Below are 15,231 nucleotides of genomic sequence, written 5' to 3'. Positions count from 1 at the left end.
GGTCAGGGCGGCGCGGGCGGCCTCGGCGGCCCGGTCGCGCCAGCCGAGCAGCTCGGTCCAGGCGCGGTGGAGGTCGTCGCGGGCGAGCGGCGGCGGGGCCTCGCCGGAGGGCGCGAGCACGAGCAGCCGGTCGCGGGTGGCCGCGAGGGTCTGCCAGGCGCTCTCGGCCTGCCGTTCGACCTGTTCGGCGGCGGTACGGGCGCGTTCGAGCTTCTTGCGCGTGTTGCGCATGGCCGTACGGGCCTCGGTGGCCAGGGCCTCGGCCTTGGCGATGGCGGCCAGGCGGCCTTCGATCTCGTTGCGGTCGCCGGGGGCGGGCAGCGCGGCCAGCTCGGCGTCGAGCCTGCCCGACTGCGTGGCCAGCATGGACGCCGACGTCTCGGCCTTGGCCAGGGCCGCCCGGCCACGGGTCGCGTGGTCGCGGGCGGCTGCCAGGGCGCGGTCGGCGGCGCCGAGATCGGCGGGCCGGTCGTGGTGGGGCAGCTCGGTGAGCGGGCGCAGGCAGAGCGGGCACGGCTCCCCCACGGCCAGCCGGTGGCTCAGACCTGCCGCGGTGTGGGCGTCGCGCAGCCGTTCGCGCTCGTGCTCGGCGTCGGTCAGGGCGCGTTCGGCGTCGGCGACCGCGGGGGTGAGGCGTTCCAGCGCCGTGGCGGCCTCGGCCGCCGCCCTGCGGGCGTCGGCGGCCTGGGCGGTGAGGCGCTCGCGGGCGTCGAGGGCGGCCAGCGCGGCCACCGGCTCGGCGCGGTCGCCCAGCGCGGCCAGCGCCTCGAACGCCTCGTGCTCGTCGGCCTCCACGGAGGCCGCCTCGGTCTCCAGCGCGGCGACCGCGTCGGCGGCCTCGCGGCGGGCCGAGGCCAGCGTCGGCACCGCGGGCGGCATGCGCAGCGCGGCCAGCGCCGACTGCCGCTCGGCCACGGACGCGCGTTCCTGCTCGGCCCGCCCGATGTCGGCCTCGCGGGAGCGCAGCAGGTCGAGGTCGGCGTCGATGGTGCCGGCCAGCCGCCGCAGCGCGGCCAGCCGGTCGGCCAGCTCGCGTTCGGCCTCGTCGGACGCGCCGGCCAGCTTGGCGAGCTGGTCGCGGGCGAAGGCGGCGGCGTTGCGCGCGGCCTCCTCGTCGCGGGCGGCCCGCTGCCTGATCAGCTCGTAGACGTCGGCGTCGAGGAGCTGCACCAGCAGGTCCTGGCGCTCGCGCGGCGCGGCGTGCAGGAACTCGGCGAACCGGCCCTGCGGCAGCACCACGCACTGGGTGAAGAACTTGTACTCCAGGCCGGTCACCCGCTGCACCTCGGGCGTGACGTTCTCGCCCTCGGCCAGCGGTTTCAGCACCATCTCGTACGCCGCGTCGAGCGGCGCCGCCGGGTCGAGCTCGTCGATCCTGGCCTCTTTGGTGCGGACGGTCCCCTTGGCGTCGCGGACCAGCGAGCGCACCACGCCGTAGCGCCGCCGGTCGCTCTCGAAGACCAGCGCCACCTTGCCCGAGCTCGCCGACGGGGCCAGGGCGTGGGCGATGACGTTCTCCTTGCCCCAGCGCGGGACGGTGCCGTACAGGGCGAAGCAGATGGCGTCGATGATCGTGCTCTTGCCGGCGCCGGTCGGGCCGACCAGGGCGAAGTACTCGGTGTCGGAGAAGTCGACGGTGGCCGGCTCGCGGAAACTGCCGAAGTGGTCGAGATGCAGCAGCAGGGGACGCATCAGCCGGTCACCTCGTCGTAGAGCCGGTCGAACAGGGCGGCGACCTGGTCGTCGTGGCGGCCGGTCGCGGTCAGGTACTCGCGGAACAGCTCGCGCGGGCTGCGCGCGGCCGACCCGGCCCGGCGCACCGCGGGCACCGGCCGGAACCGCTCGTCGAGGACGACGTCGACCGAGCCGGGCAGCAGGTCACGCACCTGGTCGGACAGGCCGACCCGGGGCTTCTCCTCCACGATCACCTTGAGCCAGTCGTCGCCCGCCTCCAGGCCCTCCAGCTGCTCCAGCGTGCCGCGCACCGTGCGCAGCCGGCGGGCCGAGGCGAACGTCAGCTCCCGCACCACCGCGGGCCGCCCCGGCGTGACCTCCACCAGCAGCGCGCCCGGCGTGTTGCCCTCCTCGCCGAAGTCGACGGCCAGCGGCGAGCCGCTGTACCAGATCGGGCACGGGCCGGGGATCTGCTGCCTGCGGTGCAGGTGGCCGAGCGCGGCGTACTGGGTGGAGACCGGGAAGGCGTTGGACTCGAAGTAGTAGGAGAAGATCGACTGGGCCTCGCGCTCGCCGCCGCCGAACGCGCCGCCCGGCAGGGTGCCGTGCGTGGTGACCAGGTTGACGGTGTCGCTCTGGAAGCCCGCGGTCAGCGCGCCGACCAGCTCGGAGATGCGGGTGGCGTAGTCGCGGTTGTGGTCGGCGGTGGTGCCGGTGAGCACCTCCGCGGCGCGTACGACATAGCGGTGGGACAGGAACGGCAGCACGCCCAGCCGCACCGGCTCCCCCGAGCGCGCGGTGAAGGCCAGCGTGCCGCCCGCGTCGGGGCGGCGGAAGACGCCCACCACGTGCATGCCGAGCTTGCCGAGCACCGGCCGGTAGACCTCGAAGAGCTGCGGGTTGTCGTGGTTGCCGGCCAGCACCACCACGTCACGGCCGTCGCCGCGCAGCGCCATGAGCGCGTTGAGCACCAGCGACTGGGCCTCCGGCGTCGGCGCCGAGGTGTCGAACAGGTCGCCGGCCACCACGACCGCGTCGACGTCGTGGGTGCGGGCCGCCGCGACCAGCTCGCGCAGCACGGCCCGGTGCTCGTCCATGCGGGAGCGGCCCTTGAGCACCTTGCCCACGTGCCAGTCCGCGGTGTGCAGGAATTTCACCGAGCTCCCTTCAGAACGGCGGAATGTCGTCTTCGACGCCCGGCAACCCCTGGAACGGATCGGCCGACGGGCTGACCCGCGAGGCCGCCTCGGCCGGCCGGGTCGCCCAGGCGGGGAACGGGAAGGCGACGGCCAGCGGCACCGGGATCTCCGGCTGGGCGACGAACATGGTGCCCGGTTTGGCGATCGTGGCGCGTTCCCTGACGGCCGGGGGCAGCCAGCCGTACTCGGAGCGGGCGGCCTCGGCCGGGTCGAGGCGACCGGCGACGCGTACGGCGCTGTTGGAGACGATGCGGCGCTCGACCTCGGAGGCGGTCTGCTGGGCGCCGATGAGGATCACGCCGAGCGACCGGCCGCGCTCGGCCACGTCGAGCAGGATCTCCTTGATCGGCGAGTCGCCCTCGCGCGGCGCGTACTTGTTCAGCTCGTCGAGCACCACGAACAGCAGCGGCTTGGCCGTGCCCGAGGTCTCCTTGCGGTGGAACTCGCCGCGCAGCACCACGCCCACCACGAACCGCTGGGCGCGTTCGGGCAGGTTGTGCAGGTCGACGATGGTGACCTGGGCGTCGGACGTGCGCACCGAGTGGGCCCGGAAGAACGGCAGGTCGCCGCGGACGATCGGGGACAGCGGCTTGACCGCGCTGCGCAGCCTGCGCAGGAAGGCGTTGACCGTGCCGAGCGGGGTCTGGGCGCCGGTCCACTCGATGCGGGTGGCCTCGTCCTGCAACTGGTCGGACAGCAGCTCGACCAGGTCGCCGAAGGTGCGGCAGGCGGTTCCCCTGATCATGACCGCGCCGCCGTCGCCGACCGGCTCGGCCCAGGACTTCAGCCGGGCCGCCACCTGGCCCACCAGCAGGGAGTAGCCGGCGCGCTCGTCGTCGGCGTCGGCGAAGACGAACCGCAGCAGCTCCTCCTCGCACAGCTCGACCAGCGTCCAGTAGAACGAGCTGACGCCCTGGGTGCGGGCGGACACGTGCGGCACGCCGTTGGGGTCGCCGGGCCGCGGCGGCGCGAACACGTGCACGCTGCCGAACGGCTGGGCGGGCAGCCCGAGCCGGGCGTACGCGGCCCGCGCCTGCTCGTCGAGGCGCACGTTGTCGTGGTCGAGGAAGAGCAGGTCCTCGCCCTTGACGGAGAAGATCAGCGCCTTGGTGTTGGCCGACTCGGCGTCGAGCACGCCCGAGTTGAAGATCGAGTAGAGCAGGAACGTGGCGAAGGACGTCTTGGTGGCCACGCCGGAGACGCCGGAGATCGACACGTGCGCGCCGCGGGTGCCGTCGAGGAAGTCGAAGTTGACGTAGAGCGGCAGGCCGTCGCGGCCCATGCCCATGGGCACCCGGCGGTCCATCACGTCGAAGTAGAGCGCCTGGTCGCGGTCGCCGGCCCCGGCCAGGAAGACCTTGGCGCCCGGCAGCGGCGGCACGAACACCTCGGGCTCGACCCTGGTCACCCGCACCTCGGCCACCTCGACCACGGCGGCGGGCAGCGCGCCCTCGGCGATGAGGAACACGTCGGAGTCGTAGGCGGCGCCCTCGTGCCTGGCCTCGACCGTGGTCACCACGCCGGCGACCAGCACCGGGCCGTGGCCGGGCACGTCGCGCCTGGTGACCACGACGTCGTCGAGCTGGAGCACCTTGCCGGGCTCCAGGCCGACCCAGAACGACAGCGGCGAGGCGGCCTGGGTGCCCAGGACCCGGCCGACCGCCTCACCGGTCGCCATCGCCGCAGGAGACGCCTCGCGGCTCGCAGCCCCGTTGACCGTCACGAATCCCTCCACCACCAGACATGCCCTTCCAAAGGAGAGTAGTCGGGGGCCGGGGATGCGTCCGGCTCATTGCCGCCTTCGCCGCGCCGCGTCAGAGCGCGAAGGCCGCCTTGGTCCAGGCGAACTGGGCGTCGAGAACCTCGCCCAGCAGGCCGGCCAGCGTGGCGTCGGGCCGCCCGGCCGACTGTCTCGGCCCGATGCGGCCGCCCTCGGCGCTCCGCCCGGCCACCAGCAGCACCCGCGCGCCCGCCCGGTCGACCGCCAGGGCCGCGGCCGGCTCCCACGCGCCGTCCCGGTGCGCCGCGGCGGGCCTGCGCGGCCCCTCCCGGTGCGCCGGAGGTCGCCACGCGGCCTGGCCCTCCGCGGGCGCGAGGGCAGGCGCGGGGGCGACGACCACCATCGCGTCGACCCGCATCGCCGTCGCCACCCGCCGCCGCGACTCGTCGAAGGCCGTCTCGGGCGGCACGGGCTGGGCCCGCATCGACTCGGCCATCGTGCGCAGCAGCGCGGGCAGGTCGAGCTCGCCCGCCGGCGGAGCCAGCTCGTACTGCAGGTAGCCGACCAGCGGGAACGGCGGGTCGGGGAGGGTGTTGTAGCCGAGGAACAGCCTCGGCCACCCGGCCGACTCCGAGGGGCCGGTCAGCGCGCCGTGAGCCACCCGCCCGAGCTCGCCGCACCCGTGGTGGGGCAGGCCATTGACTGACCGCAACATCGCCATGCACGAATTGTTGCAGACCGATTACCTTCAGTTGCGCGTTCTCCACGAGAGCCCGGGGCCTCCGCCGTCCAGCGTGATCATCTTGATGGGAGCCATGGATACCACCCGGGTCCGACAGAACCGGCACAGAACCGGCTCCGCACAGCACGTGTTGTCCGGATGTGGACGGTCCGGTCAACCTGTCGCATCCGCCCGCCGTCCCTTCTGTGTCACATCCGTCGCAAAGGGAAAACGTCGTGCGCCTGCCACTGATCCTGCCCTTGGCCGTCCTGCTGTTCGCCACGCCCGCGCCAGAGAGCGGCACGGTGGCGGCGTACACGTGCAAGACCACCGGTACGAGCGAGACGCAGATCGTCAAGATGGACATCAAGCTCACCGTGCCCGCCACCGCCCCCGCGGGCCGGCAGATGACCATCGGCTGGCGCGGCTCGTACGTCGAGGGCGCCGAGCTCCGCGCCCCCGCCACCGGCCTGGACGGCCAGGTCAGCCTCTACGCCTACGCCGCCGTCAGCGGGATCGACCGGCTGACCTCGGCGACGGGCGTCGGCAGCCCCGGCCTGATCGTCCCCGGGGCGGTCATCCCCCTCCCCCGGGACACGGTCGAGCTGCGGACCACGCCCCGGGAGCCGGGAACGGGCACGGTCCGGCCCGCGTCGGTGAACTTCGGGCCGACCCCGCAGAAACGCCTGATCGAGTGCGAACTCCAGGACAAGGACGCGCCGGCGTCGTACCCCCTGACCGTCACCGCCGCCGGCACCGCCCCGAGCCCGGACGCCCCGAGCACCCCGGACACCTCGGACACCCCGGACACCTCGGACACGGAGGCCACGCCCCCGGACGAGACCGCCGAGGACACGCCCACCGCCACGCCGACGGGCGGCGCGAACACCGGCGGCGGGGGCGAGGCGGGCCCCGACGGGCGGGCGCTGGTGCTGGCCGGCTCGCTGGTCCTCGCCGCCGCCCTCACCGGCTTACGCCTGCGCCGCCCGTCCCGCCCGTAGACGATCCGCGCCGGTACGTGACTCGGCCGTACGGGCCGGGCCACGTGTCATGCGTGGAGGTACGTGCTCCTATGATCCGATGCGTGGCCAAGTACTTCGACGTGCACCCTGACAACCCCCAGCCTCGCCTGATCGGCCAGGTGGTCGAGACCCTGCACGCCGACGGGCTGATCGCCTACCCGACGGACTCGTGCTACGCGCTGGGGTGCCGGCTGGGCAACAAGGACGGCCTCGACCGGATCAGGGAGATCCGGCACCTCGGCAGCGATCATCACTTCACCCTGGTCTGCAAGGACTTCGCGCAGTTCGGTCAGTTCGTTCATGTGAGCAACGCGGTGTTCCGGCTGGTCAAGGCGGCGACCCCGGGCGGGTACACGTTCATCCTGCCGGCGACCAAGGAGGTGCCGCGGCGGTTGCTGCATCCCCGGAAGAAGACCGTCGGCGTCCGGATCCCCGATCACGTCGTCACCCAGGCGCTGCTGGCCGAGCTCGGCGAACCGCTGGTGTCGAGCACGCTGATCCTGCCCGGCGAGACCGAGCCCTCGACGCAGGGCTGGGAGATCAAGGAGAGCCTCGACCACATGGTGGACGCCGTCATCGATTCGGGCGAATGCGGCGCCACGCCGACGACCGTCGTGGACCTCTCACAGGACGAGCCCGAGATCCTTCGTCGCGGCACCGGAGACCCGTCCCTCTTCGAATAGGCCCGCCCGGCCGGCCACCCCTTCGGGAGGCCGGCCGAGCCCGCTCTCACCCTGGACGGCCGGGAGCGGTGACCAGGGCGCTCTGTCCCGGCGCGACCTGCGTGACCACGGCGGGGGCGTCCGGGAAGCGGGCCTCCCAGCGGTAGGCGGTGTCGCTGGAGGTGTTGGTGAGCGTGGTGGCGGTCCTGCCGTCGTGCCGGACGGTGATCGTGCCGTCGCCCAAGGGGATGCCCGAGACCTCGGCCCAGGCGATGTCGTCGGGCAGGCGGGACAGCGTGGTCACGGCGTTCACCTCGGGTGTGACGCCGAGCAGGCCCTCGACGACCTGGCTGACGAGAGTGAAGGACACCTCCGGGTAGTCGCCGTTGAGCCCGCCCGCGACGTGCGGTTCCGCACGCCGGTCGAAGACGTGCCGCATCCAGCGCCAGGCGGCCGCGTTCCTGTCGTGGCGGAAGAAGGTGTCGGGCAGGTACGTGTAGGCCTCGATGTTGCGGGGACGCTCGGGGCCGGCGGCTTGGCCGTCGATGAAGTCGAGGTAGGCCTCGTTGCGCGGACCTGGCTCGATGAGGTCCTTGAGCGGCATGAACCAGCTGTTCTCGCAGCCCCATCCGGTGACGGGGGCGCCGTCCACGGTGTAGCCGCGCACCAGGTCCGCGGGGTTCTCGCCGACGCTCCAGACCTCGTTGAAGTGTCGCCTCAGCTCGGCGGCCCGGCGGGCGAAGTCCTCGCCGTCCAGGCCGCGGGCCCGGCTCAGGGCGCTCATCGCCAGGTATGCCTGGTACCGGGAGCCGACGGAGTCCCCCGCCTCCGCCAGGTGCTCGCCGGCCAGCTCGTTGTAGCTGGCCACGCCCTGGAAGATGCCCCTTCCGGTGGCACGCGGCACGACCTCCGTCACCGCGTTGCGGTAGTAGGACCACAGCACGGGATCCTCGACGTAGGCGCGGTCCCAGGTCCATCGGTAGGCGGTCCCGGCCTTCTCCACCAGCTCGTACACCGCGGGCAGCTCGCGGACGAAGGAGTCGGGGCCGCGGTAGTCGATGGACAGGTAGGAGCCGTCGAAGTTGAACGCCCACACCGGGTGGAAGCCGTGCTCGGGGGTGGCCGAGGCGGCGAAGCAGCGCAGCATGGTGAGGTTGGCCTCGGCCATGCCGAGCAGGTGCGCGCCGACGATCTGGTGGGCGAAGTCGCGGGCGTAGAAGCCGCTGCGGTGTGCGTAACCCGCCCAGTAGGAGGGCAGGTAGCGGCTCTGTCCCGTCCCCGCGGGGCGGTGCTCGTCGACGTCGACGGGGCCCTGCGAGCCGGCCTCGTGCCGCAGGCGCAGCGCCTTCGCCCGGGCCCACTCGAACATCGCGACCAGCTCGGAGCTGGCCGAGCCGATGCGCATCATGGGCCGATGCTGGGACGGATCACCAGTTCCCCGGGCAGCAGCAGCCCCGCCTGAGGGGTCGCGCCGTCCTCCACCGCCTGGATCAGACGGCCGATCAGCGCCCGCGCGATGCGCTGGAGCGGCAGCCGTACCGTGGTCAGGGCGGGATGGAGGAACGCGGTGAGGGGAAGGTCGTCGAAGGCGGCCAGGGCGAGGTCGGCGCCGATCTCGATGCCCTCCTCCCTGGCCGCGGCGTAGACGCCGAGCGCGAGCCAGTCACCGGCGGCCACGACGGCCGTCGGGCGGTTGCGGCCGCGCAGCAGCTCACGGGTGACCGTGACGAGCTCCGCGGGGCCGTCGCCCGGCGCGGAGAACTCCTGCCCCACCAGGCCGTGCCTGCGGACGCCGGCGCGGAAGCCGTCTCTGCGGTCCTCCATCCACGGTTGCGCGCCGACGGAGGCCAGGAAGGCCACGCGCCGATGCCCCCTGGCGGCCAGCAGCCCGACCAGCTCGATGACCGCCTGAACGCTGTCGACGTCCACCCACGACTGCGGCTGGTCCGGCATCGTCCTGCCGAACGCGGCGAACGGGAACCCCGCCGCGGTCAGGTGCGCGACTCTGGGGTCGTCACGCATCACGTCCGACAGCAGGAAGGCGTCCACGGTGCGGGCCGCGATCACCTCGTCCAGCGCCTGCTCCTGACTCTGGCCCGGACGCGGCCGCAGCAGCAGGATCCGGTAGCCGACCTCACCGGCCGAGGCCACCACGGCCTCCAGGAACCCGCCCATCAGCGGGTTGGGGTTGGCGGGGTCGTCCACCGGCGTCGGGTAGGCGATGATGCGCCTGGTGCCCGACTTGAGGCTGCGCGCCGACTGGTCGGGCCGGTAGCCGAGCTCCTCGATCAGCCGGGTCACCCGTTCCAGCGTCTCCGGCTTGAGCCGCTGGGGGGCGTTGAGCGCGTTGGAGATCGTCTGACGGGACACGCCCGCCGCGCGGGCGACGTCCTCGATGGTGATCCCACGGCGTGCCGCCACTCAGTCTCTCCTCACCGTCAGCAGGCCCCCCACGGGTACCTCGACCACGCTCGCGCCGGAGGTGAAGCGCAGCTCGCTCTCGCTCACGAGCCGCCCGCCGCAGTCGCGGACCTCGGCCGTCGCGACACCCCGCCCGTACAGGACGACGCGGGTGTCGGGGGCGGCGTTGGCCACGAGCAGCTCCGCGATCTCCGGCACGTCCACAGGCAGGGCAGCGTACCGGGCCACGACCTCGCTCTCCTCACTGTAGGCCCGCACCAGCGGGTATCCGTGCTCGACCCCGTGCGGTTCCAGCACGCCGAGCTGCAGCGTGGCGAGGTGGCGCCGGAAGACGCCCAGCCAGAACCGGATGGCGGCGAGCTGGTCGGGCCGCTGGGCCGCCAGGTCCACGGAGATCTGCGGCACCGAGAAGAGCACGTTGATCAGGTGTACCGCGACCTGCTCGGCGGACTCGTCCGGATGCCAGAGGATCATGTCCGAGTGCACGGCCTGAGGTCCGGCGGTCAGCCGCAGGTCGATCGTCCGCTGCCGGTTCTCCTGCGGGCTGAGCGGGCAGTCCACCGCCCTGACCATGTTCGCGTACGGCCACAGCCCCGGGCTCGTGTACGGCTGGCGGTGCTCGATCAGCACGTCCGGCTTCGCCGCCCGGAGCCTGACGTCGAGCTCGCTCAGCAGCTCCGCCACCCCTTCGTCGGTGCCGAACCGGTCGACGAAGTCGATCTTCAGGCCGTCCGCGCCCCACTCCTCCACCGCTCGCGCCAGCTTGTCGACGAGGAACGCGCGCACCTCGGGGTGACGCGGGTCGAGGACGGCCGCGTCCATGTGGTCGAGGTAGCGCAGGAACTTCCCCTCGAAACGCTCGAACGCGGCGTTGTGCTTGCCCACGAACGGCAGCGCGTACCACAGCAGGTAGGCCATGCCGTCGCTCTGGACCCGCTGGATGTGCTGCCGGATGTCGGGGATGTTGGGCTCCCAGTCGCCGCAGAAGGCGTACCCCCGCGACCGGTCGGCCGTCTGCCACCCGTCGTCCACGATCATCGTGGCGCAGCCCAGCTCCTTCGCCAGGCGGGCCTGGAGCTCCACCGACTCCCGCGAGACCTCCTGGTGCATGCTGTACCAGGTCGAGTACACGGGCAGCCGGGCCTGAAGCGGCGTGGGCGGCAGGTCGCGGCCCTCCTGCCACCATCCGGCGACCTCGGTCAGCGCCGCGGAGAACTGCCGGTCCGACAGGTCCAGCCGGATCCGCAGCCCCTCGTTCTGCGCGGTGAAGACGAACTCGCCGGTCTCCTCGATCACGCCGCCGGTGAAGCTGCCGGTCACCGAGGCCAGGGCCACCGTGCACAGGTTGGCCCCCGCCGTGCCGACAAGGCTGACGACGGGCGCGCCGGAGACCAGCCCGGCCGCCGCCGGAGAGCTCCAGATCGGCGGGATCCAGCGGGTGCCCGAGCCCGGCGTCCAGAAGGCCGCGGCGTCGACGCACGGCAGTCTCCACTGCGCCGCGGTCCCTTCGGGGGCGTCGATCAGCCAGACGTCCGGCGCGATCGGGGTGACCGTGATCGCCTCCGTACCGGCTATCGCCACCTCGACCTCGCCCGCGCGGACGACGGTCGTCTCCCCGAGGGCGTGCGGCTCCCAGATCTGCATGGTCAACCTTTCGTGGCCCCGGCCAGCAGGCCGGAGATGAACTGTTTCTGGAGGATGAGGAAGAGGATCATCATGGGCAGCGCGGAGATCGCGGTGCCCACCATGACCTGGCCGAAGTCGGTCCTGGCCAGCCCCTGGAGGGTGGCCAGCGCGACCGGCAGGGTGAACATCTCAGGTGTGCGCAGCGCGATCAGCGGCCACAGGAAGTCGTTCCACGCGCCGAGGAACAGGAAGACCGCCAGCGCCGCGAGCGCGGGCCGCATGACCGGCACCACCACCCGCCACAGCACCCTGAGCTCGCCCGCCCCGTCCACGCGCGCCGCGTCGAGCAACTCGTCGGGCACGGCCTGCAGCGACTGCCGGATGAGGAAGATCCCGAACGGGACGGTCAGGTTCGGCAGGATGAGCGCCGGGAAGGTGTCGATCAGCCCGAGGTCGTTCATCATCTCGAAGATCGGGATGATGGTGACGCCGCCCGGGATCACCAGCGTCGACAGCAGCAGGACGAAGAAGGCGTTCCTGCCGCGGAACTCGAACTTGGCGAACGCGTAGCCCGCCAGCAACGCCACGACCAGCGCGATCGACGTCTGGACGGCCGCCACGAGCAGCGTGTTCCCCAGCACGCGGAGCAGGCCGATGGACTCCTCCAGCTTCGCGGTGTTCGCTCCGAGCTGGTCGCCCGGCGAGAACGTGGGCGTGGCGCCGAAGATGTCGGCGTTGGCGTGCGTGGCCGCCATGGTCAGCCAGTAGAACGGGCCGACGCACAGGGCGAAGCACGCGGCGAGCGCGAAGGTCAGCAGCCAGCCCTTCATTTCCTGCCTCCGGTGAGCTTGAGCTGCACCAGCCCGAAGCCGGCCACGATCAGCGTGAGCGCGTAGGCGATCGCCGAGGCGTAACCGAAGTCGAAGTAGCGGAAGCCGTTCTGGTACAGGTAGAGGGAGATCGTCAGGGTGGAGTTGTCCGGGCCGCCGCCGGTGAGCACGAACGGCTCGTCGAACAGTTGCAGCGTGCCGATCGCCGACAGCACGATCGTCAGCAGCAGGATCGGCCGCAGTTGCGGGACGGTGATCGACCAGAAGCGGCGGACCGCTCCCGCGCCGTCGACCATCGCCGCCTCGTACAGCTCCTTCGCGATGCTCTGCAGCCCGGCCAGGTAGATCACCGCGTTGTAGCCGCAGTAGTGCCAGGTCAGCGCGATGACGATGGCGATTCGCGCCCAGAAGGGGCTGCCCAGCCAGTCGATCGGGCTGACGCCGAAGAGGCCGAGCAGCCAGTTGAGCAGGCCGGAGTCCTTGCTGAGGATCACCGAGAACATCACGCCGTAGGCGACCAGGCCGGTCAGCGAGGGCATGAAGACGCCGAGCCGCCACAGGGCGCGCAGCCGTACGAGCTTGGAGTTGAGGCCCAGCGCCAGCAGCAGCGCGAGGATCAGCATGATCGGGACCTGGACGACGAGGATCAGCGCGGTGTTCCACAACGACGTCCAGAACAGCGGGTCGTTCACCAGCCTGACGTAGTTGTCCAGTCCGGCGAAGGAACGCGCCGCCCCGGCGCCGGTCGTCAGGCTGATGTAGGCCGCCGCCAGGATCGGATAGGCCTTGAAGCAGACGAAGCCGAGCAGCGCGGGCAGCACCAGGAAGTACGGAACGTTTCTCCTGGTGAGCAGGCGGGCGGTCATCCCGCGAGCTTCCTGCCGGACTGCTGGGACAGCTGCTGGGCCGCCTGGCTCAGCGCGGCGGCCGGGTCGGCGCCCTTCAGCAGGACCTGGGTCTGCGCGTCACTGGCGATCTTCAGCGCGCGGGCGTAGTCGCCGGAGTAGTAGGTGGCGTCCGCGCCCTCGCCCAGCGCGTCCACGAAGGTCTTGAGCGCGGGCTGCCCGCCGTAGTAGTCCGTGCCGGCGGCGAACCGCGGGTCGGCGTAGGCGGCGTTCAGAGCGGGGAAGACCCCGCCGTCCTTGAACATCTTGTTGATGACCTCGGGCCTGGTCAGCGCGTACTCAAGGAACTTGAACGCCTCCGCCTTGTGCGGGCTGGTCCCGGAGACCGACAGGTACGTGGAGTTGACGATCGCGGTGCGCTTGCCGCCCGGCACGACGGCCGGCGGCTGCATGACGCGCCAGAGCCCCTTCTGCTCCGGCCACGTCTCGGGGATGTAGCCGACCCCCCAGGCCGCCCACGGCAGCACCGCCACCTTGCCCTGGCTGATCAGCTTCTTCCGCGTCCCCTCGCCGGAGGTGTCGGCGACGATCCCGGCGTCGTTCATCTTCTTGATCAGGGTCATCGCCTGCACGGCGGGCGCCGAGGAGAGCGTGACCGCTCCCTGACGGTCGAAGTAGAAGGCGCCCTGCTGCTGCAGCAGCGACTGGAAGAGGTCCATGTCCACGCTGCCGGCCGCCGGCTTGTTCAGGCCGATCAGATAGGCGCCCGTCCTCTCCTTGAGCTTCTTGCCCGCCTCGATCGCGTCGTCCCAGGTCCTGATCGCCGCGGAGTCGATGCCTGCCTTGTCGAACAGGTCCGAACGGTAGAAGAACCCGACCGGGTTGACCTCCCACGGCATCGCGTACGCCTTGCCGTCCTTGCCGGTGACCGTCGGCCACAGGCCCTTGGCGAAGGCGTCCTTGTACTTGTCGGCGCCCAGCTCGCTCAGGTCCGCCAGCCCGCCGGGGAACTTCTCCATGTATCCGGGCAGGTAGTCGATGCCGATGTGCAGGACGTCCCCCAGGCCCTTGCCTCCCGCGGCCAGCCCCACCGTGATCTTCTCCCAGATCGCGGGGTTCCCGACCACCTGGACGTCGACCTTGATGCCGGGGTTCGCCTGCTCGAAGTCCTTGGCCACCGAGGCCAGCCCGTCGGAGGCGGGCTTCCAGCTCCAGACCGTGATCTTCACGGGACCGGTGGACCTCTGGTCGCTCCCGCCCCCGCCGCCGCAGGCCGTGACGGCCAGGGCGAGAGTCGCGGAGACGACCATGACGGCAGGTCGGTTCATGACGATTCCTTTCTCGGGGGGTGCAGGGCGGCGGCCAGACGCTGTACGGCCTCGCCCGAGGTGGTGGCGTGGGGCGAGAGACGGATCCACTCGCCCCGCAGAGTCGTGGTGAGCCCGGCGGCGCTCAGCGCGGCATGGACGGCCGCCGGCTCCCGGCCGGGCATCGTGAAGGACCCGATCCCGCTCCACTCCGCGGCGCCACGTCCGGCGCCGGGCGGCGCCGGTCCGCCGGCGGGCGCGTCCAGCAGCACCCGCGCCCCGGCGGCGCGGGCCGTGTCGAGCAGCTCGCCCAGCCGGTCGGCCGTCCTGCGGCCGATCTCCGCGACGCCGGCCTCCAGGACCAGCTCGATCGCGACGCCCAGGGCGGCGACGCCGGAATAGTCGGGATTGGTCATCGTGTGCGCGGCCGCTCCCGCGAGCGGCGGCCGGGGCGCGGGCCCCGCCAGTGGGCCCTCGACCCCCGACCATCCGCCGAGCCCTGGTGCCATCAGCCCGGCGACGCGGTCGCGGGCCAGGAAGAGAGCCGCCCCCCATCCGGCGCGCAGCCACTTCTGCCCGCCGCAGACCAGCACGTCGGCGGCCTCCACCTCCAGCGGCACGGCGCCCAGCCCCTGGATCGCGTCCACGACCAGCACGCGTCCCGGCCCGAGCACCTCCTTCAGCGCGCCCAGCGGCGCCGGGTAGCCGGTGAGCGCGTCGACCGCGCTGACCGCGAGCGCCCGCACCGACGCGTCCAGGTGCTCGGCCAGCACCTGCGGGGTGAGGCGCACTTCGTCGATCCACCGCACCCGGAGCCCGCCGCGCCCCTCGAACCGCAGCCAGGGGTAGACGTTCGCGGGGAACTCACCGCGGGGCACCAGCACCACGCCCTCGCCGGGCAGCGCGGCGGCGGCGGCGAACAGCCCGTGGCTGGTGGAGGAGAGGAACGCCACTTCGTGCTCGGCCGCCCGCAGCAGCCGCGCCGCGGCCGAGCGTGTCCGCGCCGCCTGCTCCTCGAACCAGGCCAGCGGCATGTCGCCGACGCGGCGGCGGGCCGACTCGGCCAGAACCGCCGCGACCGCGCTGGAGAGCGGCCCCAGCCGGGCGAAGTCGAGGTAGCCGGGTGGCTCCGCGAAAATTTGAACGTTCATATCCTCTGACGGCTCATCCAGGCATGACGAAGTGGGGAGTGTGCGGCTGACCG

General features: G+C 72.4%; 13 protein-coding genes. 2 read left to right on the top strand and 11 right to left on the bottom strand.

The window, feature by feature from the left end; genetic code table 11:
- From ACWCSD_RS15320 to ACWCSD_RS15305, 4 genes are all read right to left on the bottom strand, one after another.
- Positions 1-1,692, bottom strand: a 1,692-nt coding sequence (locus ACWCSD_RS15320; RefSeq protein ID WP_449915416.1) for an AAA family ATPase, incomplete at its 3' end; no start/stop codon positions are given.
- Positions 1,692-2,831 (bottom strand): exonuclease SbcCD subunit D, encoded by a 1,140-nt coding sequence (locus ACWCSD_RS15315; RefSeq protein WP_449915413.1) that lies wholly within the window; start codon positions 2,829-2,831, stop codon positions 1,692-1,694. The genes ACWCSD_RS15315 and ACWCSD_RS15320, both read right to left, overlap by 1 nt.
- 10 nt (positions 2,832-2,841) lie before the next feature.
- Positions 2,842-4,551: an ATP-binding protein gene (locus ACWCSD_RS15310; protein ID WP_397166079.1), complete on the bottom strand. Its 1,710-nt coding sequence runs from the start codon at positions 4,549-4,551 to the stop codon at positions 2,842-2,844.
- 136 nt (positions 4,552-4,687) lie between these two features.
- The gene (locus ACWCSD_RS15305) at positions 4,688-5,314 is read right to left on the bottom strand and encodes a hypothetical protein (RefSeq protein WP_397166081.1); all 627 of its coding nucleotides are present in this window, start codon (positions 5,312-5,314) and stop codon (positions 4,688-4,690) included.
- A gap of 236 nt (positions 5,315-5,550) precedes the next feature.
- Between ACWCSD_RS15305 and ACWCSD_RS15300 the strand changes: the two genes are divergently transcribed.
- Positions 5,551-6,315: a hypothetical protein gene (locus tag ACWCSD_RS15300; RefSeq protein ID WP_449915409.1), complete on the top strand. Its 765-nt coding sequence runs from the start codon at positions 5,551-5,553 to the stop codon at positions 6,313-6,315.
- An 83-nt stretch (positions 6,316-6,398) separates the two neighbouring features.
- Complete coding sequence (locus ACWCSD_RS15295; RefSeq protein ID WP_449915407.1) at positions 6,399-7,019, top strand: L-threonylcarbamoyladenylate synthase; 621 nt, start codon at positions 6,399-6,401, stop codon at positions 7,017-7,019.
- A gap of 46 nt (positions 7,020-7,065) precedes the next feature.
- On the opposite strand, the gene ACWCSD_RS15290 is transcribed toward ACWCSD_RS15295, so the two are convergent.
- Genes ACWCSD_RS15290 through ACWCSD_RS15260 form a run of 7 tightly spaced genes read right to left on the bottom strand, consistent with a single transcriptional unit; the run spans position 7,066 to position 15,178 of the window.
- Positions 7,066-8,406 carry a hypothetical protein gene (locus tag ACWCSD_RS15290; RefSeq protein WP_397166085.1) on the bottom strand — a complete coding sequence of 447 codons (1,341 nt, stop codon included), beginning with the start codon at positions 8,404-8,406 and terminating at the stop codon, positions 7,066-7,068.
- Positions 8,403-9,419, bottom strand: a complete 1,017-nt coding sequence (locus ACWCSD_RS15285; RefSeq protein ID WP_449915404.1) for a LacI family DNA-binding transcriptional regulator — start codon at positions 9,417-9,419, stop codon at positions 8,403-8,405. Before ACWCSD_RS15285 ends, ACWCSD_RS15290 begins: the two co-directional genes overlap by 4 nt.
- On the bottom strand, positions 9,420-11,063 hold the full coding sequence (locus tag ACWCSD_RS15280) for a glycoside hydrolase family 36 protein (RefSeq protein ID WP_449915401.1): 1,644 nt from the start codon (positions 11,061-11,063) through the stop codon (positions 9,420-9,422).
- A gap of 2 nt (positions 11,064-11,065) precedes the next feature.
- Positions 11,066-11,875 carry a carbohydrate ABC transporter permease gene (locus ACWCSD_RS15275; protein ID WP_352352042.1) on the bottom strand — a complete coding sequence of 270 codons (810 nt, stop codon included), beginning with the start codon at positions 11,873-11,875 and terminating at the stop codon, positions 11,066-11,068.
- On the bottom strand, positions 11,872-12,741 hold the full coding sequence (locus tag ACWCSD_RS15270; protein ID WP_352352043.1) for a carbohydrate ABC transporter permease: 870 nt from the start codon (positions 12,739-12,741) through the stop codon (positions 11,872-11,874). The genes ACWCSD_RS15275 and ACWCSD_RS15270 overlap by 4 nt, the downstream gene beginning before the upstream one ends.
- Positions 12,738-14,048 (bottom strand): ABC transporter substrate-binding protein, encoded by a 1,311-nt coding sequence (locus ACWCSD_RS15265; protein WP_397166088.1) that lies wholly within the window; start codon positions 14,046-14,048, stop codon positions 12,738-12,740. The genes ACWCSD_RS15270 and ACWCSD_RS15265 overlap by 4 nt, the downstream gene beginning before the upstream one ends.
- Positions 14,045-15,178 (bottom strand): aminotransferase class V-fold PLP-dependent enzyme, encoded by a 1,134-nt coding sequence (locus tag ACWCSD_RS15260; RefSeq protein WP_449915398.1) that lies wholly within the window; start codon positions 15,176-15,178, stop codon positions 14,045-14,047. Before ACWCSD_RS15260 ends, ACWCSD_RS15265 begins: the two co-directional genes overlap by 4 nt.
- Positions 15,179-15,231: the final 53 nt, after the last annotated feature.

The organism is Nonomuraea sp. NPDC001684, from assembly GCF_053596515.1.
Note: the sequence above shows the minus strand (reverse complement) of the source record. Positions and strands in the feature narration are given on the sequence as shown.

Bases quoted from the DNA above. Each gene is read 5' to 3' on its own strand.
- ACWCSD_RS15310 (WP_397166079.1), bottom strand. From the start codon at position 4,551: ATGGCGACCGGTGAGGCGGTCGGCCGGGTCCTGGGCACCCAGGCCGCC.
- ACWCSD_RS15305 (WP_397166081.1), bottom strand. From the start codon at position 5,314: ATGGCGATGTTGCGGTCAGTCAATGGCCTGCCCCACCACGGGTGCGGC.
- ACWCSD_RS15290 (WP_397166085.1), bottom strand. From the start codon at position 8,406: ATGATGCGCATCGGCTCGGCCAGCTCCGAGCTGGTCGCGATGTTCGAG.
- ACWCSD_RS15280 (WP_449915401.1), bottom strand. From the start codon at position 11,063: ATGCAGATCTGGGAGCCGCACGCCCTCGGGGAGACGACCGTCGTCCGC.
- ACWCSD_RS15275 (WP_352352042.1), bottom strand. From the start codon at position 11,875: ATGAAGGGCTGGCTGCTGACCTTCGCGCTCGCCGCGTGCTTCGCCCTG.
- ACWCSD_RS15270 (WP_352352043.1), bottom strand. From the start codon at position 12,741: ATGACCGCCCGCCTGCTCACCAGGAGAAACGTTCCGTACTTCCTGGTG.
- ACWCSD_RS15265 (WP_397166088.1), bottom strand. From the start codon at position 14,048: ATGAACCGACCTGCCGTCATGGTCGTCTCCGCGACTCTCGCCCTGGCC.
- ACWCSD_RS15260 (WP_449915398.1), bottom strand. From the start codon at position 15,178: ATGAACGTTCAAATTTTCGCGGAGCCACCCGGCTACCTCGACTTCGCC.